We start from the raw sequence: 25,166 nt of genomic DNA, 5'->3' as shown, positions 1-25,166 counted from the left end.
TGAAAAGGTAGAATTACAAATTCAAAATCATAAAAAGGCGTAGTTACAAACTACGCCTAGAGGGAAAATCAAGGCTTCTCTTTATAATGGTCAAACCAGCTCAATATTGCCGCAACTTTGCTCATCAGCATACTTGGCTTGTCCACCAATCCATGCGAAGCATTTGGGATTCTGACCATGGCTGTTTCGACTTCTTCTAGCTTCAATGCCGCATAATATTGCTCAGATTCTCCGATGGGTGTTCTGAAATCTGATTCTCCTGTCAGCAGCATGGTAGGGGTTTTGACATTGCCGACCAAGGAGATCGGGGAGCGCTTCATATAATTTTCAGTTTCTTCCCAAGGTTTTCCCGGGAACCAATACTTGGTAAAGAACGCCGGATTATCAGCATAGAGGGAATGGCTATACCAATTGATGACAGGCTTGGCAACTACGGCAGCTTTGAATCGGTCTGTTTTTCCAATAATCCAAGCGGTCAAAACACCCCCACCGCTTCCTCCGGTAACAAACAGGTTTTTGGTATCAATATATCCTTTTGCAATCACCGCATCTACGCCCGACATCAAGTCATCATAGTCGTTGCTCGGGTAATTGTGGTGGATCAGGTTCCCAAATTCTTCTCCATATCCGGTGCTTCCTCTAGGATTGGTATAGAGCACGACATAGCCGGCGGCAGCCATTGATTGCAATTCATAAGTGAATGATTTGCCGTACATCGTGAATGGACCACCATGGATTTCGAGGATCATCGGGTATTTTTTGTTTGGGTCAAAATCAGGCGGCGTGATGATCCATCCCTGTACTTTCCTTTTGTCAAAAGACGATTCCCACCAGATTTCTTCTACACTGCCAATTTTTCTTGAATTGAATAAATCCTCATTGACTCTTGTAAGCCTGTTGGTATTTCCATCTCCCCAAGTACCCAAATCCGCCGGATGTTCTGTTCCGCCCAAGGTATAAGAAAATCTGTTGTTGGCAGATACTGTAAATTGGCCCACAACATATGGTCTTCCTAAATCCAAGCCACCAAGTCCATTGGTGATGGTCCGGACTTTTCCTGTCAAGGCAACATGGCCTATTTTGATATCTCCGTGTTCACCATATTGGAAATAAATTCCTCTGCCGTTTCCTTCCCAAATGATATTTTCAATGTCTCGGTCAAGGTCACCTCCAAGAATTTTGGAGTCTGTTCCGTCGGCGTTCATCACATAGAGTTTGGTCACCTGATATCCCTGAAACCTGTCGTCAAATCCCAAATAGGCGATTTTGCTGCCATCAGGAGACAATACAGGATTGGAGTCAGGCCCAAATCTTTTGGTCAAAGGAGTGATTTTTCCGTCAGCAATGGTGAGTTGGTAAACTTCAGAATTCAAGGGTTCGAGTTCATGCTTTTCGTGGAGGTTTGCAGAAAAGATGAGCGACTTTCCGTCTTTGGACCAAATTGGATTTCCATGGTTCAATTCTGAGAAAGTGAGTTGGGTAGGTTTTCCGCCGTCGATTCCCAAAGTAAAAATCTGTGTGTTCCCGCTTTTTAAGTAGCCCGCACCATCGCTCCTGTAAATCATCTGATCGATGTAAATCGGCGCATCGTTCCATTTTGCTCCCTCAGGTTTGGTGGGGATTTTAAGCAATGTTGACTTGTTTTCTTTTGGGACAAACATGGAAAACGCAAGCTGTTTGTCATCCGCTGACCACGATACTTCTCCAGGCGCAATTGCCGAATTGGTCAAAGCCACAGTCTCTTTCGTGTCAAGCCACATCAAGAAAAGTTTCATTTTTTCATCCTGCATATTGGATTTGAATACAATCTTACTCCCGTCATGTGACCATCTCGGCATAAAATCCCGCTGATTGCCTTGGGTCAGCGGCCTGTTTTGACTTCCGTCAAAATTTACCATCCAGAGATTGGAGAGATCACTGTCGGTCATGATATCCTTGAAATTGCGGACATAGATGATCTTGCTGCCGTCCGGTGATATCTGCGGATCGGAGACATATTCCAGATCAAAAAGATCCAAAAGTGTCAGGTTAGATTTTGTCTGTCCAAAAGTCTCAAAGGAAAAAAGGAGTAATAAAATGGGTAAGTAGCTTACTATGCGTTTCATGAGGGAGAGTTTGGCTGGTGGATGATAGTGTTATTATGGAAATTAAATATAAGGTAAGGCATTCCTTTTTAATAGCCTAAAATGAAATATCACAACAAGTGTTGAAAAAAAGAATTATAAGGTTCCTTTCAAATTCTTTGAGATAATTAAAAGAAGTACAAAATAAGCTTTATCAGGGACAGTAAATGTTAAAGAAAAAATTGAGAGCTGGAGCAATATCAAAAAATATCTCAATATCAATGAGTATCTAATTGCCTTATTATTGACAAAGGTTAAGAATTGCAAGCAACCATATTTCAAAGTATATTACTTCGACAAACCAAAATGACCATGTATCAAAAATCAACTTTCAAACCAAACCTGCATTTCCATTTTGGGATGCTGCTTCTGCTTTGCTTTAGCATTTCTTTTGAATCTTTTTCCCAGATCCCAAGGCAGTTTCTCGAAATCTCTGTCGTCCCAGACAGAGAAGATTGGACCTATAAGACAGGTCAAAATGTTGAATTCTCAGTGTCCGTCACTCAATCAGGTCGACCGGTAGCAGTAGAAAATGTCCGCTATGTGGTCAAAGAAGAAAAAATGGAACCGATCAAAGAAGGCTCCTTGAAACTGAAAGATGGAAAGGCAACTATCGAAAAATTCACCATGAAAAATCCGGGATTCCTCAGGTGCGAGGTTTTTGCGACCATTGATGGAAAAGAATACAGAGGAATAGGAACCGCAGGATTTGAACCTGAAAAAATCAAACCAACGGTCAAGATGCCCAAGGATTTTGAGGAGTTTTGGAATACAGGAAAAGCTGAGCTTGCTAAAATTCCGATGGATGCCAAGATGATTCATCAGCCCGAAAAAAGCACCGATAAGGTAGATGTCTACCATGTGAATTTTCAAAATGTGCGCAACAGCAGGATTTATGGCGTCCTTACAGTTCCAAAAGGAGGCGAAAAATCTCCTGCAATTTTGTTGGTTCCTGGTGCAGGTATCCGGCCCTATTTCGGTGATGTCAATAAGGCTGTCCGTGGCGCGATTACCTTGCAGATCGGTATCCACGGGATACCAATTGACATGAATCAGGAAGTATATAATAACCTAAGTTCCGGTGCGCTGAATGGTTATCCGATGTTCAATATCTGGGACAAGGACCTTTATTATTACAAAAGGGTCTATTTGGGTTGTATCCGCGCGGTTGACTTTTTGGTTTCACTACCGGAATATGACGGCAAAAATCTAGGTATCCAAGGCGGAAGTCAGGGAGGCGCGTTGTCGATCATTACAGCGGCGTTGGATCCCAGGATCAAATTCCTTACTGCCATGTATCCTGCCATGAGTGACATGACGGGCTATCTCGAGGGTAGGGCAGGTGGTTGGCCTCATGTCTTTGGAGGCAACAACCTCCAATATTTCAACAAGCCCGAAGTCATCGAAACCATCGGTTATTATGATGTGGTCAATTTTGCGAGAATCCTGAAAACACCGGGATTTTATACTTGGGGTTACAATGACGATACCTGTCCGCCCACTTCCTACTATTCCGCTTTCAATGAAATCAAAGCTTCCAAAGATGTTTTTGTGGTTCCTGAAACAGGCCATTGGACATTTCCCGAACAAGGTAAAAAAGCCGACGACTGGATTTTTGGAAAGTTAGGGAAATAGAGAAATATGGAAAATTCAACAAACAGGAGGGATTTTCTCATAAAAGCTGGAATTGGAATTGCCGGCTTGGGACTTATGCCTGACCAATTATCAGCATCCTCAAACACTTATCATACTAGCGTCAAAAAAGTAGAGCTCGCCATTGCCACCATCACTATGGATGGATTTGGGGATCAGAACTTCGAAGAGGCATTTCAAATCCTCCCTCAGCTACCATTCAAAAATGTAGAGTTCAATTGCTGGTATGGGCAGACTTTGACTCCAAATGGAATCAGGAATATCAAAGAAAGGTGCACTCAGTTTGGTCTAACCCCGGTTTGCGTTCAGGGAAGTTCATTTGGTGCAGATGGAAATATTGTCAAAGATGTGTCACATAAGTTGTGGAACATGCAGGCCGCAAAAGAGCTAGGCTGCCGGAGAGTTAAATTTACCGGAGCAACACGGGGAAAGGAAGGCGGTTTGGATGCTGTCATTTCCTGTTTGAAAGAAATTGCTCCTGCAGCCGAGGAGATGGATGTACTGATTTTGGTAGAAAATCATGCGAATAATAACATTGAAACGCTCGATGATTATCATAGGATATTTGAAGCAGTAGATTCCTCCCATGTTGGGATGTGCATGGACAATGCCCATTTTGATGGATCCAATATCAATTTGTTGGAAGTAGTAGAAACTTTCCACTCCAAAATCCTACACATTGACCTCAAGGATACCGAAAAATTTGGTATCCATAAAGTGGTCAATTTTGGTGAAGGGGTTACCCAAAATGATGCGGTAGTCCAAAAAATGCTTGAATATAATTATGAGGGTTATCTACTGATCGAAATGGCACCTCCCAGAAATGAACTAACCCTCATTCAGGACTTGAACAGGGCTTATGATCTATTTCAAAAATACGAGAGGTAGGTCCTCAGGAATATTACACAAAGAAATAGAACCTTCAGTACTTCCGAAGTGCAATTAATCATTGAAGTAATAATACTTTCAATGACTTGTAGAACCCAATACCCTTTTAATAATGACTTTCAGTTTCAAAACCCACGACATCCAATTCTCCTCATTCCTTTTTCTATTTTTAATCTTCTGCTATTCCTGCAGTCAGGATAGTAGTATCCAGTCTAATCTTCCTGCAGGAGTTAAGGTACTCGATGACAGGCTTAAATTGGAAGTTGTTGTAGAAGATCCTGAAATTGTAACACCTATTGGGATTGCCATTGATGACAAGGACAGGGTTTTTGTTTTGGAATCACATACCCATACTCCTCCAAAAGATTATGCGGGTCCAAAGGGAGACGTTATCAAAGTTTTTGAAGATAGCAACGGCGATGGGAAATTGGATAAAATGACTGTTTTTGCTGAAGGGATTCAGGAGGGAATGAACCTGACTTTTTCACCGGAAGGTCACCTTCATTTAATTACTTCTAGAGAGGTTTGGGTTTTTTATGACAAAGATGGAGATGGTGTCTCTGAAGAAAGTAAAAAGCTCATGGGTCTTTCCAAGCCAGAAAGCGTATATCCACATGCAGCTTTGCTGAGTATCACTTTTTCGCCGGATGGTTGGATGTACATTGGCAGGGGGAATACGGGAGGGGGACATTGGATTTTTGAAGGAAGTGACGGCAGCAATGTCTCCGGCTATGGAGATGGAGGAAACATCATCAGGACAAAGTGGGATGGGTCTGAAGTAGAGGTTTTCAGCACCGGATATTGGAATCCATTTGACCTGAAGTTTGACAACTATGGTAGATTAATGGTGGCAGACAATGACCCCGATAGCAGAGGGCCAAACCGTCTAGTTCATGCAGTGCAAGGTTCAAATTTTGGATACCAATCTCTTTTTGGTGGCAGTGGCATGCATCCTTATTTGGCTTGGAATGGAGAATTGCCCGGAACCCTGCCTATTGCAGTGCCATTGGGGGAAGCACCTTCTGGACTGTTGAATGCAAATCATGCTGCCCTTCCCAAGGATTACCATGACCAAATGCTCTGTACTATTTGGGAAGAAAGTACAATTGTCAGGATTCGAATGAAGGAAAAAGGACTATCCGTCATAGGTAATTCCGAAGTGATTGTGGAAGGGGGAAATGAATTCAGACCTGTAGCTTTTGCAACCGATAGTAAAGGAAATGTTTATTTTACGGATTGGGTCATAAGGGAATATCCCAATCATGGAAGGGGTAAAATCTGGAGGCTTTCCACCAAAGAGAACATAGGGTTGCTGCAAAGACAGGAGATTTATAAAGAAGCTATTTCCTTTGAATGGGGAGAAAAAACAAAAAAAATTCTGCAGTCATCTTTTGAAGAATTGAAAAATTCCCTGCAATCTGATGATCCATATGAAAAACATGTTGCTGTGATGGCATTGAGCCAAATGAAAAAGGAAATTGAAATTGCGTCTAAAAATTTGGATGCTGATATCCGCTTGGGAGCTTTGTTGGCAGCCAAAAATTCAGGTGAAAAGGGATTGGAATTTCTTGCTGGTGGTTTTTTGTCCGATCCTGATCCAAAGATTAGAAAAATGGCCTTGATATGGATAGGGAGCGCTCAGATGACAGAAATGAAAGACAAGCTTGAAAAGGTACTTACACTGGGTGAGGTCTCTAACACCCTTATTGAAACCTACTTGGAGACAGTTAAGCTGGTTCAACCGGATTTTGTCCAAGCTTATCGTAACCAATCGAGCCCAAGTAGTAAAACACTGATTAGAGAGTTGCCCAAAAATTTTGTTTCTGATATTGTCAGAGATGAAAAAAGACCAAAAAATATTAGAGTCTTCGCCTTAAGATACCTAGAAGATCTCCCGGCCTTCAAAGAGTTATTGCTATCATTTTTGGGAAAAGAAATAGAGTCTGAAATTAGGATACAAACAATCTTGGCATTACAAAATCTACCTGATGGGAGTGTTGCAACAAAACTATTGGAAATCAGCTTAGACTCAACCAATCATGAGTCAATTCGATCTGAGGCTTTATCTGTGCTTTCGCGACAACCACTGGAAGATTGGGAGTCAATTATCAAATTGTTAGATGACAGGGAGGAGAATGTTCGGATTGAGGCTGCCCGCTACCTGAGGTCAAAAATCTCTCAACCTATTGTTAGGGAGGCTTTCGAACAAAAGATCAATAAATCGGCTTCTACTGATGCATTCCAGCAACAGTTGATATTGGGCCTGGAACAGAAAATTCCCTATAGGTCAGCTATCAATGAGTCTGAGAAATGGCAGAATTTGTTGTCAGGCAATGGAAATCTTGAAAGAGGAAGACGGGTTTTTTATTCTAATACATCATTGTGCTCGACTTGCCATGCCATGGAAGGCTTTGGAGGAGATTTGGGACCTGACCTCAGTAATGTGGGTCAATCCAAAGACCGAAATCAATTGGTGTCTTCGATCTTGTATCCTTCTGTAGAAATGAGTCCGGAATGGCAAGGTTGGTTTATCAAAATGGCAGACGGCACCCACCACCAGGGCAGACAGATTGATGTAGGTAATATAGATATCAAGCTTTATACCCAATCCAAGGGATTTATTACCGTAAAAAAACAGGAAGTTGAGGATTATGGGATGATCAGAAATTCCTTAATGCCGGAAGGTCTTGAGCAATTTTTAAGTGATCAGGATATCAGGGATTTAATTGCTTTTTTGAGTAAAAACTAAGTTTATGCTATATGTCCTAATAGGGAGAATTAATATTCTCCAAAATTAATTCTATACCATAATCCAATAAATGTTGTAAATTGATTACGTATTTCACTCCTGTATTTACTTTTTATGAAGCCTCAATTTACTCCCTTAGATCAAATCGAATCTTTCATTGAATCAGAAGCCGGCAAGAAGGCGATCAACGGATTGTCGAAATATATCCCGGAAATGGAGAAGGAGTTTCAGCGGATCAAAAAGGCCATACCTTTTGAACTTACTGAAGAGGCTTTACTCAAGTATGTGGACTTTGACAGCTTGAGACCAAAAATGCAGATTGAAATAAATACCTCAGGACTATTGGTGAATTTTGATTGGACAAATTGGATGGAAGGGATTGAAGTACTTGATGGCATCCGAAAGCCCAAGCGAATCAATCCCATCAAGGTATGTAAACTCATGACGATCATCGTCAAAAGAGATGCATCGCAAAGTGGCTATTTTGAAAAGGAAATGAAAAAAGGAACCTTTGTCCTGCTATTAAATAACCTTTGCCAAAAGTGAGAACTTTGCTTTCAGTCTAGCTGAATACCATTCGATAAGTATCAATGCAGTTTTTTGATTTCCTCCGGAGCAATGATGTTAAGTTCAGTTTTCAATTCACTTTCTTCAATTGCTTTTCCCAATTCCATCCCTCCTCTAAACAAAAGAAATCCTCCGGCAACTCCCAAAGGGAAATTTTTTTGTTGAATACTTTGGGTCAAAAGGTAGGTTCCTGAAAATAACATGAGGGCAGGCTCAATGGTTTTGAGGCTTTTTTTGACGATGATTCCTATTGAATTTAATAATTGTGACATGGTTTCCTGATTTGTGCAGTGTTTTTTTCAAAACCTGCGGTTAAACTTCCACTAATTTAAGAACAATTTAATTGCGATACATGCAATCAATTTCATGTAAAAGAGATATGACAATAATAAATGGAGTGATGTTTAAACGAAAACTTTTCCTTTATCTTGTCCATTAACCTGGTTTACAAAAACCATGCATTTATTGAAAATCCGGTAGAATAATGGTTTTTTTAATCGCTACCCTACAAGTATTTCTCCAACATACCTTGATGTGTATTTGCCCTGGTTAATGAAATTGTGGAGGTGCTTGCGGCTGAACCTTTCCATGACGGAAGGGCTGAAGTATGCTATATTAGACATGACAAATGTCCATGATGCCAAGATTGGATAAGTCCAAACTTTTTGCTAAGCTTATTGGTAAAAAATAGAGTGTTCAATTATTCGAAATAGTAGAGTTTTATTCTGGAAAGCATTTGGGAATAAATTGTATTTTTAGCGTTTCAATTTTGAAAACAATCTGAATGGGCAAATCCGATTATAGTAACCTTTCTAAAGATCAACTTCTGGAAATGATCCACCACTTGGACAGGAGCAGAAAATATGGTTTGGTATGGGAAGAAGAAAAGGATCAGGAGAAAGTTGTCGCCCAATGTGTAGCAAAAACACCCATTTTGGAAGAAATCCAAGACAGGGAGATTATTAATGACAAAAATCAACCCACTCATTTCTTGATCGAGGGGGATAATTTTCACTCACTAACGGTTTTGCATCAGACCCACCAAGGAAAAATTGACCTCATCTACATTGATCCTCCTTATAATACCGGGAAGGAAAACGAATTCCTTTACAATGACCGCTATGTGGATATCAGTGATGGGTATCGTCATAGCAAGTGGTTATCCTTTATGTGGAAGCGACTGGATCTCGCCAAAGGCCTTTTGAAAAGCACGGGAGCAATTTTCATTTCCATCGATGACAATGAGATTGCCCAACTGAAATTGCTCTGTCAGGAGATATTTGGGGAAGAGAATTTTGTAGCCCAATTTGTCAGGAAAAACAAGGCCGGTTCAGGACACGACAGCGGTCAGGTGGCTGTGGAGTTTGACTACATGCTTTGCTTTGCAAAAAATAAAGCCGAACTGAAATTTGCCAAAGAAAAGCTCGATGTTGAAAGTGACAAAAAGTATAGGCTTTCGGACTCCCAAGTGGATCATCGAGGAAAGTATTACCTCCGGGATTTGGATTACCGCGGTTCCTACAGCGAAAGCATGGATTATGTGGTTACCGCTCCTGACGGGACAGAGATGCTTTCTGGAGGAAGATTCGGAAAACCCAATACTTGGAGATGGAATCAGGACAAGCTGAAATGGGGAATTGAAAATGACTTCATCGTCTTCAAGAAAACCAACAAGCAATGGAAAGTCTATATCAAGCAGTACCAGTTTGTCGATAACCTCAACAGAAGACGTGAACGTCAGCTTCCTTATCGTGCATTGATCCAGTTTTTGAATTCGGAAGGCAGTCAGGAACTGAATGAAGTGGTGTCACAGAGTATTTTCAAATTTCCTAAACCCATTGGCCTGATCAGATTTTGTATCGATTTGTTTCAATCAAAAGATATCACTGTGTTGGACTTTTTTGCAGGTTCAGGTACGACCGGCCATGCGGTATTGAAAGCCAATGAGGCAGATCATGGCAAAAGGCAATTTATCCTCTGTACCAACAATGAAAACAATATCTGCGAGGAAGTGACATATACACGTGTTTCCAAAGTAATCAAAGGCTATCAGGGACCAAAAAAACTTCATCCACCGATAGCCCAAAACCTCAAATATTTCAAGACGGCATTTGAGGAAAAGAACCCAAAGTCCGAAAATAAAGACAATCTCATTTTTTCATCAAAATGATATCCAATGGTCAGTTTCGAGCATATCCTTCATCTTCCCCTGACCGAATCCGAAATCCTCGAATCGATCCAAAAAGCGCTGGAAAATTCCAATATTTCAGAACTGGACAACCTCAGATCCCGCCATCCAAATATTCAGTTTGATTGTATGCTTCGTGGGTTTTTGGGGGAGTTTGCCATTCAAAAATGGCTGAAAGAAAATGGCATTGAGGTGGAAAAAACCAACCTGATTTTGGAGGACGATCAGGTGGATATTGATTTTGTGTATAGAGGAAAGAACATAGAACTCAAAACTTCCTTGGTTCCCGATGCTGACCAAACCATTCAGAATGCCATTTTGAATCGTGACATCAAGCTCATCAAAAGAGAAGATAAAATCGAAAATCTTAGAGGCGATATTCACTTGCAGGTATTTTTCAACCAAAAGAGAAAAGCCAAGGACGATTGGTTAAAAACTTTGGTGGTCGATTTTACCAAAAAAGATCCGCAGCGTATTTATGATGCCATTTCTGCTTGGCGATATAGAGAGGATATGTTTTTTGTTGGATGGATTGATAAAGGTTCTTTGATAGAAAGAATAAACGGTCTTCTCCCAAAAGACAGAACATGGACATTCCCAAAATCCAGTCGGGATTTTTGGAATTGCAAGATTTTGAATTCAAACAAACCAACAGAACTGATTGATTTTTTGAAATCTATTTGAATGCTAACACCGTTACTTCTTTGTAAACCCACTTAATTTTCCCCAACTTTAAGCAAAATCATTGATCATGAATAGATTCATTTTCGGCTTTATTGCAGCGCTTTTGGTACTTGGAAGTATCTGGTATTTTGTAGGTAAAAGGGAAAATAAGGATGAAATTCGGGCCAACTCAGCCATGATCCAAATCCAAAATGTGGGAAAGTTGATCGTGACCGAAGGGTACTATTCACAGGTTTTCACCTTCAAAAATTCCCGGAATCTATTTTTGGATTTTTTCCCTTCAGACAAAAAAGCCTTGGTTGTAGCCAACGCCAAAGCGACAGTGGAATATGACCTGAGGCAGTTGGAAACGAGGATTGACGAAGAAAACAAAACGGTGGTAATCACCAAAATCCCTGAACCTGTCATCAACATCTATCCTGAAATTGAATATTACGACGTAACACAAGATTACTTCAATAAATTTGAAGCCAAAGATTACAATAAAATCAAGAGTAGTGTGACCGCTCAATTCCGTAAAAAAATAGAATCTTCCAGTCTCAAAGACAATGCGCAGGAGAGATTGATGAGCGAGCTCGTGAATATTTATATCCTCACCAAATCCATGGGATGGACACTAAAGTACAATGAGGTCATCATTGAAAGTCCTGAGCAGATGAAAAATTTGAAGCGGTAGTCTCTTTTGGTAGGACTAATTATTAAAGGACAATGAAATTCAAAATATGAAGTCAAACTTATACCTGGCAATTTTCTCTTTAATTTTTAGCCTTATTTCCTGTAGTCCAGTTAAGGAAAAATCAATCGCTGAAACGGAATCCACGAAACCTAACATCATTTTTATACTCGCCGATGACCTTGGCTATGGAGACTTGGGAGTAACGGGTCAAACTAAAATCGAAACCCCAAGTATCGATAAGCTGGCAGGCGAGGGAATGCTGTTTATCAATCACTATTCCGGAGCAACTGTTTGCGCACCATCGCGGTCCGCTTTGATGACAGGCTTGCATACCGGACATACTCCGATCAGGGGGAATTTTGAAGTACAACCTGAAGGGCAATATCCGATGCCAGATAGCATTATGACCATTCCCAAAATGATGAAAAAGGCTGGCTATGCCACCGGGGCTTTTGGCAAGTGGGGATTGGGTTTTATCGGAACCACGGGCGATCCCAACAATCAGGGTTTTGACAGGTTTTTTGGGTACAATTGTCAACGCTATGCCCACCGCTACTATCCTGAATACCTTTGGGACAATAAACAAAAGATGATGCTTGAAGGCAATGACTGGACCAAAAAATCCACCTATGCGCCTGATGTGATTCATGTAGAATCTTTGAAATTTATTGAAAACCATAAAGACAAGCCATTCTTCATGTTTGTGCCCATGGTGATACCCCATGCCGAGTTGGCGACTTCCGACACTATTTTATTGAAAAAGTATAGAGAAAAATTTGGGGATGAAAAACCATATCTCGCGCCCAAAGGACATGACTACGGTGCGGATATCATTATCCCTGGTTATCAATCAGTGGAATATCCCCGAGCCGTATATGCTTCCATGGTGGAGCAATTGGACAGGCAGGTCGGAGAGATTATCCAAAAACTCGAAGAATTCGGACTGACCGAAAATACCCTTATCATTTTTGCTTCTGACAACGGACCACATCAAGAAGGCGGCAACGACCCGGATTTTTTCCAAAGCAATGCAGGGAGAAGAGGGTACAAAAGGGATTTATATGAAGGAGGAATCCGGACTTCACTGATTGTGAAGTGGCCGGGTAAAACAAAACCTGGAACACGGACTGAACACGTTTCGGCCTTTTGGGATTTCTTACCCACCTTAGCTGAGATAGTAGGTGAAAAAATTGAAAGTAACATTGACGGGATTTCATTTGTCTCCACTTTAAAAGGTGAGTCAGCTCAAAAACAGCATGATTACCTTTATTGGGAATTTGTCGAATTAGGAGGCAGGCAGGCAATCCGAAAAGGAGACTGGAAAGCGTTAAGGCTCAACGTCAAAAAAGACAAGAATGCTCTCATTGAATTGTACAATCTAAAAGATGATCCTTCGGAATCCCGAAACGTGGCCGATTCGAATCCTGAACTGATCAAAGAAATGGCCAAGCTTTTTGAGGCAGCACACGTTCCCAATCCTGTTTTTAAATTGTTCGAATAAAAAAACCTTCGGCTTTTGACCGAAGGTTCTCATTATTTAATAACCAATTAACCATCCTGCTATCGGGACCTATTAACCAATAGTAACTCTTTTGAAAGCGGAAACTGTTAATCCTTTGCTTACACCATCAAGGTATTGGGCTATGGTTTTTGCATTGTCTTTTACGAAAACCTGGCTTAGCAAGGTGCTTTCTTTGTAGAACTTCTGCAATTTACCCAAAGCGATTTTTTCCAACATTTCTTCAGGCTTGCCTTCTTGTCTTGCTTGATCTTTACCGATTTCAATTTCTCTTTCGACAGTTGAAGCGTCTACGCCGTCTTTGTCCACTGCTACAGGATTCATGGCTGCGATTTGCATCGCTACGTCTTTTCCAGCTTCTTCTACGTCAGTACCTTTGGTGTTTACCAAAGAAACTAATACGCCCAATTTACCATTGGAGTGGATATAAGGAACAACAGTTTCACCTTTGATAACTTCATAATGAGAGATTTCGATCTTCTCACCGATTTTTCCGGTCATTTCGATGATCTTGTCCTGAACAGTGATTGATTCATATGGAAGGGCAAGAATTTCTTCTGTTGAGGCAGAATGGTTGCTCGTTGCGATAGTCAACAATTCATTTGCGAAGTTTACGAATCCTTCGTTTTTGGCAACAAAGTCAGTTTCGCAAGTCAATGAAAGCAATGTACCGACAGTTCCGTCAGCACTTACGTGAGTGACGATGGTACCTTCTTTGGTTTCTCTGTCAGCTCTTGAAGCTGAAACTTTCTGACCTTTTTTTCTAAGGATGTCAATCGCTTTCTCGAAATCACCTTCAGCTTCGGTAAGGGCTTTTTTACAGTCCATCATACCGGCACCTGTCATTTGTCTCAGTTTGTTTACTTCTTGTGCAGTAATAGCCATTGTTATTGTCTTTTATTTATTTAAGAATTTCATATTAAACAAAAAATTGAACACAGGGCGAGACCTTGTGTTCAATTTTTGTAATCAGTATATCAAAGTGGATTACTCTTGTGTCTCTGCGTCGACAGCTTTCTTTGCTTCTTCCTCTTCGGTAAGTTTAGCATCTTCTTTGTCTCTTTTCCTCTCGGAAAGGCCTTCTTCGATAGCTGTACCGAACGCTTTGATCAACAAAGAGATGGATTTGTATGCATCGTCATTGGCAGGGATTGGAAACTCCACCTCATTTGGGTTAGAGTTGGTATCTACCAAAGCGAATACAGGGATACCAAGCTTTTGTGCTTCTGCGATCGCAATGTGTTCTCTTTTGATGTCTACGATAAAAAGAGCAGCAGGAAGTCTAGTCAGGTCAGCGATACCGCCCAACACACTTTCCATTTTCTCTCTTTGTCTTGTGATCATCAAACGCTCTTTTTTCGCAAGGTTAGTATAAGCGTCTTCTTTCATCATTTTGTCGATGGTAGACATTTTTTTCAACGATTTGCGGATAGTAGCGAAGTTGGTTAGCATTCCACCCAGCCATCTTTCAGTTACGAAAGGCATGTTGAGTCTTCTTGCTTCATCAGCCACTAAGTCTTTCGCCTGCTTTTTAGTAGCGACGAACATTACTTTTTTTCCTGAGCGTACGATCTGCTTGATTGCGTTGGATGCTTCTTCGAGGCAAACAAGCGTTTTGTTTAGGTCAATGATATGGATACCGTTCTTCTCCATGAAGATATACGGGGCCATTCTTGGATCCCACTTTCTCGTCAAGTGTCCAAAGTGAACACCAGCATCCAGTAAGTCTTTATATTCTATTTGTGCCATTAATAAATATAGTTACGATATAAAATTCAAAGAATTCCTGATTAACGTTTGGAGAACTGGAATTTCCTCCTTGCTTTTCTACGTCCCGGCTTCTTACGCTCGACCATTCTTGGATCTCTTGTAAGGAAACCTTCTTTTTTCAAAGCTGATCGGTGTTCGGCATCGAACTCACAAAGCGCTCTGGATATTGCCATCCTTGCTGCTTCAGCTTGTCCTGTGATACCACCACCGTCTAAATTGATTTTGATGTCATAAGTCCCTTCAACACCTACGAGTGCCAATGGTTGCTTGACGATGATCTGGTGTAGTTCAAAAGGGAAATAAGTTTCGATCGTTCTGTTATTTACAGAGATCTCTCCTTTTCCTGGTTGCATGTAGATTCTGGCGACTGATGTCTTCCTTCTACCTATTGTATTGATGATTTCCATGTATCCTAGGATTAGAATTTGAGTTCTTTTGGTTGCTGTGCAGCATGAGGATGCTCAGGACCATTGTAAACGAACAGATTTCTGTACAGTTGGCTTCCAAGTCTGGTCTTTGGAAGCATACCTCTGACAGCTTTTTCCACCAATATTGAAGGCGATTTCGCTTTCAACAATTTTGGTGTAGAAATACGCTGCCCGCCTGGGTAGCCTGTGTGGCGAACATAGATTTTTTCGTCCATCTTTCTGCCGGTCAGCCTTACCTTCTCTGCATTGATGACAATCACGTTGTCTCCGCAGTCAACATGAGGGGTGTAGTAAGGCTTGTGCTTACCCCTCAAGATTTTTGCAACCTCACTCGCAAATCTACCTAATACTGCAGCCTGGGCATCCACTACCACCCAGTTCTTCTCTACAGTAGCAGCATTCGCTGATTTGGTCTTGTAGCTTAATGTATCCACTGTGTAAATGTTTAATTATTAGCTTGTTAAATATACTTCACCCTCAAAAAGGGACACAAAGATAGAAGTAATTTCTTTTTATTGCAAAAGAAACAAATTTATTGCCCACATTTTCTTTGAGTTAGGCGTTTTTCTCCAATTGTTTGACCAAAACGTCAAAGTCTTTTGGGTAAGGAGCGACCACCTCTATTCTCTCTTCTTTGGTTCCTTTAAATCCAATTGAATAGGCATGGAGCGACACCCGCTGCATAATGGGCAATTCGTCAGTCCCTTTTTTGAGATTGAATCGTCGCTTAAGTGCGGATAGATACACCGGTTTGCCCCCATAAGTTTCATCGCCACAAATCGGGGATCTCAGATAGGCAAGGTGAATCCTGATTTGATGAAGTCTTCCGGTTATCGGTTTGCACTCGATCAGAGAGTGGGCGTAATAGGTTTTGACTGTATTGAAAATGGTCTGGGCCGGTTTGCCATCCTTGGTCAATTTGGCGATACCTTTATTATTTGCGTGGATTTTCTTGTCCACCATTACCTCTTTGTATTCGTGAATGCCTTCCACGACTGCATGGTAGATTTTATTTACTTTCCTGTCTTCAAACTGGATGGCGATGTTTCGGTAAGCTTCAGGATTTTTGGCGATGACGAGACAACCTGAGGTTTCCTTGTCGAGTCTGTGGCAAACTTGGGCATCCGGGATATACTGTTTGGCGAGGTCCAAGATATTCTGCGCCTCGTGTCTGTCGTCCAAAGTCGATAGATGCGGAAGCTTATTGATGACAAGGTAATCCTCGCTTTCAAACAGAATAAGGTCCTTAAAATCAATTTTTTTCATGCTCTTTTTCTCCCAAATAGGGATGCAAAATTAGATAATTAATATGAGTGCAAAAAATTATGCCAGAAGATTGTTTTGGAGAGCACCTGAATTGATTTCTATTTTTCTTTATTTAAATATTCTCACTTGACTGATTTTCTACCTGTTCTAATAACTTTACAAGCTGAAATCTTCCTAATGAAATTATCATGGATAAAATTTTTCAAAATTACCTTCTCCGAATTGTCAACGTGATGCGCTATGTGATGCCTTTGCGTGAAGGGGGTTCATTGCCGGCATTGGCAGAAGCGGATGATGGGTTTGATTATGTGCTCAAGTTCCGTGGTGCTGGACAGCGGGAAAAGGCACTGATATCCGAATTGTTAGGTGGGGAAATCGCAAGGATGCTTGGGCTGAAAGTTCCGGAATTGGTGTTTGCTTACCTCGATGAGGCATTTGGCAGGTCCGAAGGTGATGAGGAAATCCAGGATTTGCTGAAGGGCAGTCAAGGACTCAATCTGGGTTTGCACTTTTTATCCAAAGCACTGACTTTCGACCCCGGAGCTTCCAAAGTAGATGGATTGCTAGCTTCCAAGATTGTGTGGCTTGATGCTTTGATTACCAATGTAGACCGGACTTTCCGCAATACCAATATGCTGATCTGGAAGCGTGAACTTTGGTTGATTGACCATGGGGCGGCATTTTTGTTTCACCATTCTTGGGACAATTGGGAGAGACACGCCACCGGACCGTTTCCTTCCATCAAGGATCACGTGCTTTTGCCGTATGCGGATAAGTTGGAGGAAGTTAATCAGGAATTCAAAGAAAAATTAAAAATGGATCAGGTCAATACTTTGATTGAAGCTATTCCTGATGAATGGCTTTTGGCTTCTCGGGACGTGGAAACAGCTGAAGAAGCAAGGACAGTGTATAAACAATTCCTTTCACTCAGAATGGAACATTCAGATGTATTTGTAAAAGAAGCGCAAGATGCAAGGCAAACACTTATATGAGTATGCGGTCATCCGTGTAGTTCCGCGGGTGGAGCGTGAGGAATTTGTCAATGTTGGCGTGATTCTATGTTCTAAAAAAGAGAATTTTTTAGAAAGCAGGATTTATTTAGAAGAGGGTAAGTTATTGGCTTTGGATCCTGAGGTTGATTTGGCATTGCTCTGTGATTATTTGGACTCATTTACCAAAATATGTGAGGGGACAAAATCTGGAAGTCCCATAGCAGAGATGGACCCCGCTTCAAGATTCAGGTGGCTGACAGCGCAGCGCAGTTCTATGATACAGACTTCAAGGCCGCATGGAGGATTGACAGATGATTTGAATAAAACCTTGGATGACCTTTATGGACAATTTGTAGTATGACCGACAGTTCTGGTTTCAGACAAACAATGAATTCAGACTTTTTAGGACAGTCTGAACGGGAGCTTTTTCAAGTGGCAATTCAAAACTAAATATAGAACCTTTGCCCAAAGTGCTGCTGACGGAGATTTTGCTTTTATGACCTTCTAGGATATGTTTGACGATGGAAAGTCCAAGCCCTGTTCCACCCCTTTCACGTGACCTGCTTTTTTCCACCCTGTAAAACCTTTCAAAAATACGTTTCAGGTCATCAGGTGCGATTCCTTTTCCATTGTCTTTTACCTCGACTGTGACTTGGCTTTTGTGGGTTTTGAGGTGGACTTCTACCTCCCCGCCGTCATTGTTATATTTGATGGCATTTGAAATCAGGTTTTGGCAAACCCGAAAAATTTTATCTTTATCGGCAACGGTTTTGAAAGTTTTTTCTTTGTCATAAAAAAATCGGATCAGCATGTCCCGCTTTGCAGCTTTGTGTTCTAAGTCTTCAATGACTTCATGGATCACATCTTTTAAGTCAAAGGTTTCAAAATGAAATTTGACGACTCCGCTTTCCATCTGATTGAGTGTAAGAAGGTCCTGGACCAGCTTATCTAAAGCATTTAGGCTTTTTGCTGCACGTTTTAAGAATTTTAATCTGACAGATTTGTCATCCACTGCTCCGTCAAGCAAAGTATGGATATAGCCTTGGGCAGCAAAAATCGGCGTTTTCAATTCATGGGAAATATCGGCGATGAATTCCCTTCTGAAAACGGCATTTTTTTGCAGAGCTTCTATTTCCTTATTCTTTGTCTGTGCATAGATATTGATCGAAGTATTGATTCTTCTCAAAGGAGAAATTGACAGCTTGTCAGACTTTTCAGGAATGTTGGAATAGTCTTTTTTCTGGATCTTTTCCAGGACACTGTAGATATTACTGATCTCTTTGAAAACCAAAAACTCAAGCGTGATATTGGTCAAAATATAAGCAACAGAAAAAGAAATACCACCAGCGACGATCAGCACAGTAGGGGTGGCTTCATCCAATAACAATAGAAAGGCCAATGTCAGGGCGGAGATAGCCAATGCCAAAATCAATGAAATACCCCTTGATGTGGTAAGCATATTTTTAATTCAATTCGAATTTATAACCTACTCCCTTTACAGTAGTGATATAGTCCTCTCCGATTTTTTCACGTACTTTTCTGATATGAACATCGACAGTCCTTGCCAATACAAAAACATCTGTACCCCAGATATTCTGCAATAAATCATCTCTACTGAAAACTATATTCGGGTTTTTGGCAAGAAAATACAACAATTCAAATTCTTTTTTTGGAAGGGTGATGGTCTTACCGCTTTTGTCAATGGTATAACTCGTCCTGTCAATGATGAGGTCTTTGATTTTGATTTGAGCAACTTCATTTTCTTTTTTGGACTCACGTCTAAAAAGTGCGGCAATTCTGCTCATCAAGGCTCTTGGCTTAATAGGCTTGGTGATGTAATCATCAGCTCCGACATCGAAGGCAGCCACTTCAGAATACTCTTCCGCTCTTGCAGTCAAAAAAATGATGAAGGTTCCTTTAAGTTCTGGATTTTCTCTGATTTGCCGACAGGTTTCGACGCCGTCTTGATTAGGCATCATGATGTCAAGCAAGATGACGTCGGGATGGAATTTTGCTGCAATTTTTACAGCCTTTATTCCGTCTTCTGCTGATTCGACTTCATATCCTTCTTTTTTCAGGTTATATGTCAGAATATCAATGATATCTGGTTCGTCATCAACTACTAGGATTTTGATTTTTTGTTTCTCACTCATGAGTAAATAGCGGGTTAATTTTTCGCTAATGTGGTGCTAATTTATAAAAAGGCACCACAAAAAAATGTTTTAATAATGTCAAAGGCCTCAAATACAACATAAAATTTTTCTGAAGGCCTTGAATGTTAATCCAATGTTAACTGACTGTAAATTAATTATTACGTAAATTTTTTGCTTCCATGATTTCCATGTCTAATGAACCGATCATCAGTTTTGCTTTTATTCTTAGGGGGATTTTGTTTTGGTCATCAGACACCCATACTGTCACAGGATGGTCTCCCCGGAATAGTTTATTTTTGGGTACGATAGGCACCAAAACATAAGATTCAAATTTCCCAAGGCTTGTTTCGATCTTTTCCTTACGCTTGAATATTAATTTTACGTTATATATCTCTTTATCAAAAAATCCAACGAGGTGGATCGTATCACCGGGTTTGTATTTTTTAAAATCGAGGGTCCTTAAAAAATAAAATCCACTCACAATGTCCTGGACCTGAGAAGGGATCGGATAATCTTTTGAATCAATTATATTTTGGTTGTCCCGGTCATATAATTTCACATGGGCATTTTTCTTTTTGTGGTCAAAAGTTACCCGTTCATGTTTGCGGTACCTGCCCTCCTCGATATGTCTATATGAATTGTAGGGGATCATTTTGGCGGTATCGATATAGCTTCCCCAATTGTCTTTCACATAAAAAAGCTTGAAAACGCCAAGTGTTTGTCCATATACATCGATTTTGTAAGTTGGGATATCATTAATGGTTGAAATTTCCTTGTTGACAACCATTTTGGCTTCAGCAGCATCAAAAAAACCGTAACTTACTTTAAAAAGCAGTTCTTCTCCATTCTGAAATGCAGTGTTTTTTTGCGAAAAACCAGAATGCCAAATGGAGAGAAAAAATATTGTGACAATTACTGACTTTATGAACCTATTTTTCATTTATTTTTTTCTTCTACCAAAAGGTTTTCAATTCTTATTTCAATATTAGCGATATATTTAATAATACGGATTTTTGGTGCCGGAAAGTATAAATACGTATTCCTTTTTGGAAGTGTTCGGGCTCCAATAATCAATCAATAATTTAACAAATTCAAATCAAAGTATTGAAAATATTCAATTATGAGCGTAAACACTGAGAAATTAAAAGCACTTCAGCTGACGATTGATAAGCTGGAAAAAACCTACGGCAAGGGAACTGTCATGAAATTGAGTGACAACAAAGTTCAGGACATCCCGGCTATTTCCACAGGATCTTTGGGATTAGACATGGCTTTGGGTATCGGAGGAATTCCTAGAGGAAGAGTGACAGAGATTTACGGACCAGAATCTTCAGGTAAAACCACTCTGACTTTACACTGCATTGCAGAGGCTCAGAAGGCAGGAGGTCTTGCCGCTTTTATTGATGCTGAGCATGCTTTTGATAAAAGTTATGCAGAGAAGTTGGGCATTGATACTGAAAATTTGCTGATTTCCCAACCTGACAACGGTGAACAGGCATTGGAGATCGCCGAGCACCTGATCCGTTCAGGAGCTATCGATATCATCGTGATTGACTCGGTGGCTGCCTTGGTACCAAAGGGAGAACTTGAAGGAGAAATGGGTGACAGCAAAATGGGTCTTCAGGCAAGATTGATGTCTCAGGCTCTGAGAAAATTGACCGGAGCAATCAATAAAACAGGTTGTGCCTGTGTTTTTATCAACCAATTGAGAGATAAAATCGGGGTGATGTTTGGTAATCCTGAAACTACTACAGGTGGTAACGCATTAAAATTCTATGCATCCGTAAGACTTGATATTAGAAGGATCGGACAGATCAAAGAAGGTGCAGACAACATTTTGGGAAATAGAACAAAGGTGAAAGTTGTAAAAAACAAAGTAGCACCACCGTTCAAAGTGGTAGAATTTGACATCATGTATGGTCAGGGTATTTCCAAAGTCGGCGAAATCATTGATATCGGTGTTGAGTTTGAAATCATCAAGAAAGCAGGTTCTTGGTTCTCTTACGAAGGAAACAAATTGGGACAGGGAAGAGATTCGGTAAAAGCGATTTTGCTTGACAATCCAGAACTGATGGAAGAACTTGAAAAGAAAATTAAAGAAAAAGCCGGATTGGGAGTTGTCGCTCTGAAACAGGAAAAAGGGGAAGAATAGGCAAAGGAGGTTTTAATCCTCTGGGTTTAATACATAAGAAAGCCCCTACAAAGTTTAGACTTTATGGGGGCTTTTGATTTTTCTAACTCTAAATTTTAAGCTGCCCTGATGGCTTCCACCGGATCGAGCCTTGCTGCAAGTGTTGCCGGCACAATTCCCGATACTACCCCGATAATCGAAGAAATTCCCAACCCGAGGACTATATTTTTGAATGACAATACCAACTCCAATGAGCCCAATTGAATAAATGTCAAACCGTAAACGATTATTATTCCTGCAAATCCTCCTATCAAACTCAAGAAAATGGCCTCAAATAGGAACTGGAAAAGAATGAAATAATTTTTTGCACCAAGGGATTTTTGGATGCCAATGATGTTGGTTCTTTCTTTTACAGATACAAACATGATATTGGCAATTCCGAATCCGCCTACCAAAATTGAAAATCCTCCGATCACCCATCCTGCCGCACTGATCACGTCAAAGATAGATCCGATGGTATTCATGATAAATTCCGATTTGTTAAGAGAAAAGTTATCCTCTTCTGTAGGTTTCAAACCTCTTTTGGCTCTCAAAGAGCCAATGATCTCATTTTCGAGAGCCACCATTCCAATATCGCTATCCAATCCTTTGATGGCAATACTCGGTTCTATTCCGTTTTTGCCCACAAAAAACAATTTTGTAAAACTCCCATAAGGGATCATTACAGCTTCATCTTTGGAGGCGATTTCAAAAAGTCCTTCTCCTTCCAATTCGAATATACCGATGACAACAAACTTTCCTCCTTTAATTTTTATTTCTTTTCCTATTGGGTCGGAATTGGGAAATAGAGTTTTCGAAATTTTTTCACCAATGATGGCCACATTTCTTGAGGCATTAATTTCGGATTCTGTAAAAAACCTACCCGACTCTACCGGCACATCATATACGTCTTTGTAAGTAAATGTCACGCCGCTAAGGTTAGCTCCCTTAAAAGAGTTACTTCCAAATTGAACTGTAGATCTTGATCCCGCAGAAAAAGAAACCGCTTCGGTATTTTTGAGCTTATCTTTAAGGAATGTGTATTCCCCATAGGTATTATAAGGTCTTCTCAAGTATTTCCACCAGGGACGGTCAGGTCCCCCTACATAATAAATTCGGTTGATCGTGACAACGTTATTTCCCAAAAAGCTAAAACTCGATTTGATGTTTTTTTCCAGAGAATCTACCAAAGTGAAAACAGCGATGATCGCAAAAATCCCCACTGTTACTCCCAATAAGGAAAGTATGGTTCTTGTTAAGTTGGATTTGAGTGCCTGCATCGCAAACCTCAAGCTTTCCCAGGTTAATTTCAGAAATATCACGTCTAAGAAGTTGTTTTAAAAGTAATTGGCAATATAAGTAGATTTCGGGATTTTTATTTTTAACTTTGCGGTTTTTAAATCTTAAATTAAGACCAAGCAATTAGCATATCATATTCATAACCTATGAAGTTATCCGACTTTAAATTCGACGTCCCCAAAAAATTAATTTCTTTATATCCCACACCTAATAGAGATGAGTCCAGACTGATGGTGGTTAATAGGAAAACAGGTGAAATAGAGCACCGTATTTTCAAAGACATCATCGAATATTTTGGAGACGGTGATGTGTTCGTTATGAACAACACCAAAGTTTTCCCTGCAAGGTTGTACGGTAACAAAGAAAAAACAGGTGCAAAAATCGAGGTTTTTCTTTTGAGAGAACTGAATCAAGACCTGAGACTTTGGGATGTGTTGGTAGATCCTGCCCGAAAAATCAGGGTTGGTAACAAGCTTTATTTTGGTGACAGTGACTTGGTAGCCGAGGTAATTGACAATACCACTTCTCGCGGAAGAACCATCAGATTTTTGTTTGATGGTACCGATGAGGAATTTTATAAGACCATTGATACTTTGGGTGAAACGCCGATTTTGAAGGAGTTCATCGAAAGGAAGGTCGAAACTGAAGATAGGGAAAGATACCAGACCATTTTTGCTAAACACGTCGGTGCTGTTGCGGCGCCTACCGCAGGTCTTCACTTTACACCACATTTGTTGAAAAGACTAGAGCTTAAAGGTGTTGAGGTTTGCCCAATCACTTTACACGTAGGTCTTGGTACTTTCAGACAAGTGGATGTGGAAGATTTGACCAAACATAAAATGGATTCTGAAAATTATGACATCCCACCAAAGACCGTCGAATTTGTGAATGAAGCATTAGATAGCAAGAAAAGGGTAGTGGCTGTGGGTACTACAACTTTGAAAACCATCGAATCTTCTGTCACAGCAAATAACAGGTTGAAGGTAAGTAGCGGATGGACAGACAGGTTTATCATCCCTCCTTATGATTTCAAAATAGCAAATTCATTGATTACCAATTTCCATTTACCTGAATCAACTTTGTTGATGACAACTTCGGCATTTGGAGGATACGACTTGGTGATGAAAGCATACAGAGAAGCAATCAAAGAAAAATACCGCTTCTTCTCCTACGGGGATGCGATGTTGATTCTCTAAACTAAAAAAAAGGCTCGAAAGAGCCTTTTTTTATTGTTAATTATTTTTTGATCTTGTGATAAAACAGGGAAACAAAGAATACTTTACTTTTGGCAACCAAATTGCAAAATGAAAAAATTCGCCATCATTGTAGCAGGAGGAAGCGGTACCCGAATGGGAGCGCATATTTCCAAACAATATTTAGAAATTGGAGTAAAGCCCATTCTCATGCATACGCTTGAGGTTTTTTACCATACTATTTCGGACATCCAATTGATTTTGGTGATTCCTGAAGGTGACTTTGATTTTTGGGAAAATTTGTGTGATCAGTATAATTTCGAAATCCCCCATTCTATAATTAGAGGAGGAAACAGCAGGTTTCAATCAGTCAAAAATGGCTTAAACTCAATCAATGAAGATCAGGGAATTGTTGCCATACACGATGGTGTAAGGCCTTTTGTAAATCCTGATGTAATAATTGACAGTTTTGTGGTCGCAGAAAAATCCGGTTCAGCCATTGCGGTAGTTGCACTAAAAGATTCCCTTAGAAAATTGACCGATGATGGGAAGTCATTTTTTCAAGAAAGGCAAAATTTTAGGTTGGTACAGACACCTCAAACTTTTTTGCTGTCCAAAATTAAAAAAGCATTTGATGTAACTGAATTGTACCATTTTACAGATGATGCCACCGTATATGAGCATCAGGGATGGCAAGTAGAGTTGATATCTGGAAATCTTGAAAACATCAAAATCACAAGTCCCGATGATATGATTTACGCCGACTTTTTGATCAAAAAGCGAAATCTTTAAATCCCGTTTACCTAGTAATTTCCGACATTCACCGAGAATCCACGGGCGGTAACCTA

General features: G+C 40.4%; 24 protein-coding genes. 13 read left to right on the top strand and 11 right to left on the bottom strand.

Features of this window, described 5'->3' with window-relative positions; genetic code table 11:
• Positions 1–68: 68 nt before the first annotated feature.
• The gene (locus M3O96_RS10645; RefSeq protein ID WP_249720501.1) at positions 69–2,105 is read right to left on the bottom strand and encodes a S9 family peptidase; all 2,037 of its coding nucleotides are present in this window, start codon (positions 2,103–2,105) and stop codon (positions 69–71) included.
• Between the two features lie 330 nt (positions 2,106–2,435).
• Here M3O96_RS10645 and M3O96_RS10640 point away from each other — a divergent pair, with 330 nt between their 5' ends.
• From M3O96_RS10640 to M3O96_RS10625, 4 genes are all read left to right on the top strand, one after another.
• A complete protein-coding gene (locus M3O96_RS10640) occupies positions 2,436–3,758 on the top strand; it encodes an acetylxylan esterase (RefSeq protein WP_249720499.1) in 1,323 nt (440 codons plus the stop codon).
• Positions 3,759–3,764: 6 nt separating this feature from the next.
• Entirely contained in the window at positions 3,765–4,664 is a 900-nt protein-coding gene (locus tag M3O96_RS10635) for a sugar phosphate isomerase/epimerase family protein (protein ID WP_249720497.1), read from the top strand.
• Between the two features lie 112 nt (positions 4,665–4,776).
• Positions 4,777–7,413 (top strand): PVC-type heme-binding CxxCH protein, encoded by a 2,637-nt coding sequence (locus tag M3O96_RS10630; RefSeq protein WP_249720495.1) that lies wholly within the window; start codon positions 4,777–4,779, stop codon positions 7,411–7,413.
• A 114-nt stretch (positions 7,414–7,527) separates the two neighbouring features.
• Positions 7,528–7,959, top strand: a complete 432-nt coding sequence (locus M3O96_RS10625; protein ID WP_249720494.1) for a DUF6508 domain-containing protein — start codon at positions 7,528–7,530, stop codon at positions 7,957–7,959.
• 41 nt (positions 7,960–8,000) lie between these two features.
• Here the strand turns inward: M3O96_RS10625 and M3O96_RS10620 are convergent, their stop codons facing one another.
• Positions 8,001–8,252 (bottom strand): hypothetical protein, encoded by a 252-nt coding sequence (locus M3O96_RS10620; RefSeq protein ID WP_249720493.1) that lies wholly within the window; start codon positions 8,250–8,252, stop codon positions 8,001–8,003.
• Positions 8,253–8,764: 512 nt separating this feature from the next.
• Here M3O96_RS10620 and M3O96_RS10615 point away from each other — a divergent pair.
• The 4 genes from M3O96_RS10615 to M3O96_RS10600 all read left to right on the top strand — a co-directional run bounded on the left by M3O96_RS10615 (position 8,765) and on the right by M3O96_RS10600 (position 13,029).
• Positions 8,765–10,150, top strand: a complete 1,386-nt coding sequence (locus M3O96_RS10615) for a site-specific DNA-methyltransferase (RefSeq protein ID WP_249720491.1) — start codon at positions 8,765–8,767, stop codon at positions 10,148–10,150.
• Between the two features lie 6 nt (positions 10,151–10,156).
• Positions 10,157–10,852: a hypothetical protein gene (locus M3O96_RS10610; RefSeq protein WP_249720489.1), complete on the top strand. Its 696-nt coding sequence runs from the start codon at positions 10,157–10,159 to the stop codon at positions 10,850–10,852.
• 67 nt (positions 10,853–10,919) lie between these two features.
• A complete protein-coding gene (locus M3O96_RS10605) occupies positions 10,920–11,528 on the top strand; it encodes a DUF4230 domain-containing protein (RefSeq protein WP_249720488.1) in 609 nt (202 codons plus the stop codon).
• Between the two features lie 46 nt (positions 11,529–11,574).
• Positions 11,575–13,029 (top strand): arylsulfatase, encoded by a 1,455-nt coding sequence (locus M3O96_RS10600; protein ID WP_249720486.1) that lies wholly within the window; start codon positions 11,575–11,577, stop codon positions 13,027–13,029.
• Between the two features lie 72 nt (positions 13,030–13,101).
• Here the strand turns inward: M3O96_RS10600 and tsf are convergent, their stop codons facing one another.
• From tsf to M3O96_RS10575, 5 genes are all read right to left on the bottom strand, one after another.
• The gene (gene tsf / locus M3O96_RS10595) at positions 13,102–13,932 is read right to left on the bottom strand and encodes a translation elongation factor Ts (RefSeq protein ID WP_249720485.1); all 831 of its coding nucleotides are present in this window, start codon (positions 13,930–13,932) and stop codon (positions 13,102–13,104) included.
• Positions 13,933–14,034: 102 nt separating this feature from the next.
• Positions 14,035–14,796 carry a 30S ribosomal protein S2 gene (rpsB, locus tag M3O96_RS10590; RefSeq protein WP_249720483.1) on the bottom strand — a complete coding sequence of 254 codons (762 nt, stop codon included), beginning with the start codon at positions 14,794–14,796 and terminating at the stop codon, positions 14,035–14,037.
• Positions 14,797–14,837: 41 nt separating this feature from the next.
• Positions 14,838–15,224 carry a 30S ribosomal protein S9 gene (gene rpsI, locus M3O96_RS10585; RefSeq protein WP_249720480.1) on the bottom strand — a complete coding sequence of 129 codons (387 nt, stop codon included), beginning with the start codon at positions 15,222–15,224 and terminating at the stop codon, positions 14,838–14,840.
• A gap of 11 nt (positions 15,225–15,235) precedes the next feature.
• Positions 15,236–15,679: a 50S ribosomal protein L13 gene (rplM, locus tag M3O96_RS10580; protein WP_249720478.1), complete on the bottom strand. Its 444-nt coding sequence runs from the start codon at positions 15,677–15,679 to the stop codon at positions 15,236–15,238.
• A 121-nt stretch (positions 15,680–15,800) separates the two neighbouring features.
• Entirely contained in the window at positions 15,801–16,511 is a 711-nt protein-coding gene (locus tag M3O96_RS10575; protein ID WP_249720477.1) for an RluA family pseudouridine synthase, read from the bottom strand.
• A gap of 188 nt (positions 16,512–16,699) precedes the next feature.
• Between M3O96_RS10575 and M3O96_RS10570 the strand changes: the two genes are divergently transcribed.
• Both M3O96_RS10570 and M3O96_RS10565 read left to right on the top strand, forming a co-directional pair.
• A complete protein-coding gene (locus M3O96_RS10570) occupies positions 16,700–17,503 on the top strand; it encodes a HipA family kinase (protein ID WP_249720476.1) in 804 nt (267 codons plus the stop codon).
• Entirely contained in the window at positions 17,481–17,864 is a 384-nt protein-coding gene (locus M3O96_RS10565; RefSeq protein ID WP_249720474.1) for a DUF3037 domain-containing protein, read from the top strand. The genes M3O96_RS10570 and M3O96_RS10565 overlap by 23 nt, the downstream gene beginning before the upstream one ends.
• A 15-nt stretch (positions 17,865–17,879) precedes the next feature.
• Here the strand turns inward: M3O96_RS10565 and M3O96_RS10560 are convergent, their stop codons facing one another.
• From M3O96_RS10560 to M3O96_RS10550, 3 genes are all read right to left on the bottom strand, one after another.
• A complete protein-coding gene (locus M3O96_RS10560) occupies positions 17,880–18,962 on the bottom strand; it encodes a sensor histidine kinase (RefSeq protein ID WP_249720472.1) in 1,083 nt (360 codons plus the stop codon).
• Positions 18,963–18,966: 4 nt separating this feature from the next.
• Positions 18,967–19,656 carry a response regulator transcription factor gene (locus tag M3O96_RS10555; protein ID WP_249720470.1) on the bottom strand — a complete coding sequence of 230 codons (690 nt, stop codon included), beginning with the start codon at positions 19,654–19,656 and terminating at the stop codon, positions 18,967–18,969.
• 151 nt (positions 19,657–19,807) lie between these two features.
• Positions 19,808–20,596: a DUF3108 domain-containing protein gene (locus M3O96_RS10550; RefSeq protein WP_249720469.1), complete on the bottom strand. Its 789-nt coding sequence runs from the start codon at positions 20,594–20,596 to the stop codon at positions 19,808–19,810.
• Positions 20,597–20,776: 180 nt separating this feature from the next.
• Between M3O96_RS10550 and recA the strand changes: the two genes are divergently transcribed.
• Entirely contained in the window at positions 20,777–21,808 is a 1,032-nt protein-coding gene (recA, locus tag M3O96_RS10545; RefSeq protein ID WP_249720467.1) for a recombinase RecA, read from the top strand.
• A 95-nt stretch (positions 21,809–21,903) separates the two neighbouring features.
• Here the strand turns inward: recA and M3O96_RS10540 are convergent, their stop codons facing one another.
• On the bottom strand, positions 21,904–23,148 hold the full coding sequence (locus tag M3O96_RS10540) for an ABC transporter permease (protein WP_249720465.1): 1,245 nt from the start codon (positions 23,146–23,148) through the stop codon (positions 21,904–21,906).
• A gap of 123 nt (positions 23,149–23,271) precedes the next feature.
• On the opposite strand from M3O96_RS10540, the gene queA reads away from it, so the two are divergent.
• Positions 23,272–24,321 (top strand): tRNA preQ1(34) S-adenosylmethionine ribosyltransferase-isomerase QueA, encoded by a 1,050-nt coding sequence (queA, locus tag M3O96_RS10535; RefSeq protein ID WP_249720464.1) that lies wholly within the window; start codon positions 23,272–23,274, stop codon positions 24,319–24,321.
• Between the two features lie 108 nt (positions 24,322–24,429).
• On the top strand, positions 24,430–25,110 hold the full coding sequence (locus tag M3O96_RS10530) for a 2-C-methyl-D-erythritol 4-phosphate cytidylyltransferase (protein ID WP_249720463.1): 681 nt from the start codon (positions 24,430–24,432) through the stop codon (positions 25,108–25,110).
• Positions 25,111–25,166: the final 56 nt, after the last annotated feature.

Source organism: Aquiflexum sp. TKW24L (assembly GCF_023502205.1).
Lineage (GTDB): Bacteria > Bacteroidota > Bacteroidia > Cytophagales > Cyclobacteriaceae > Cognataquiflexum.
This window is presented reverse-complemented; position numbering and strand designations above follow the sequence as displayed.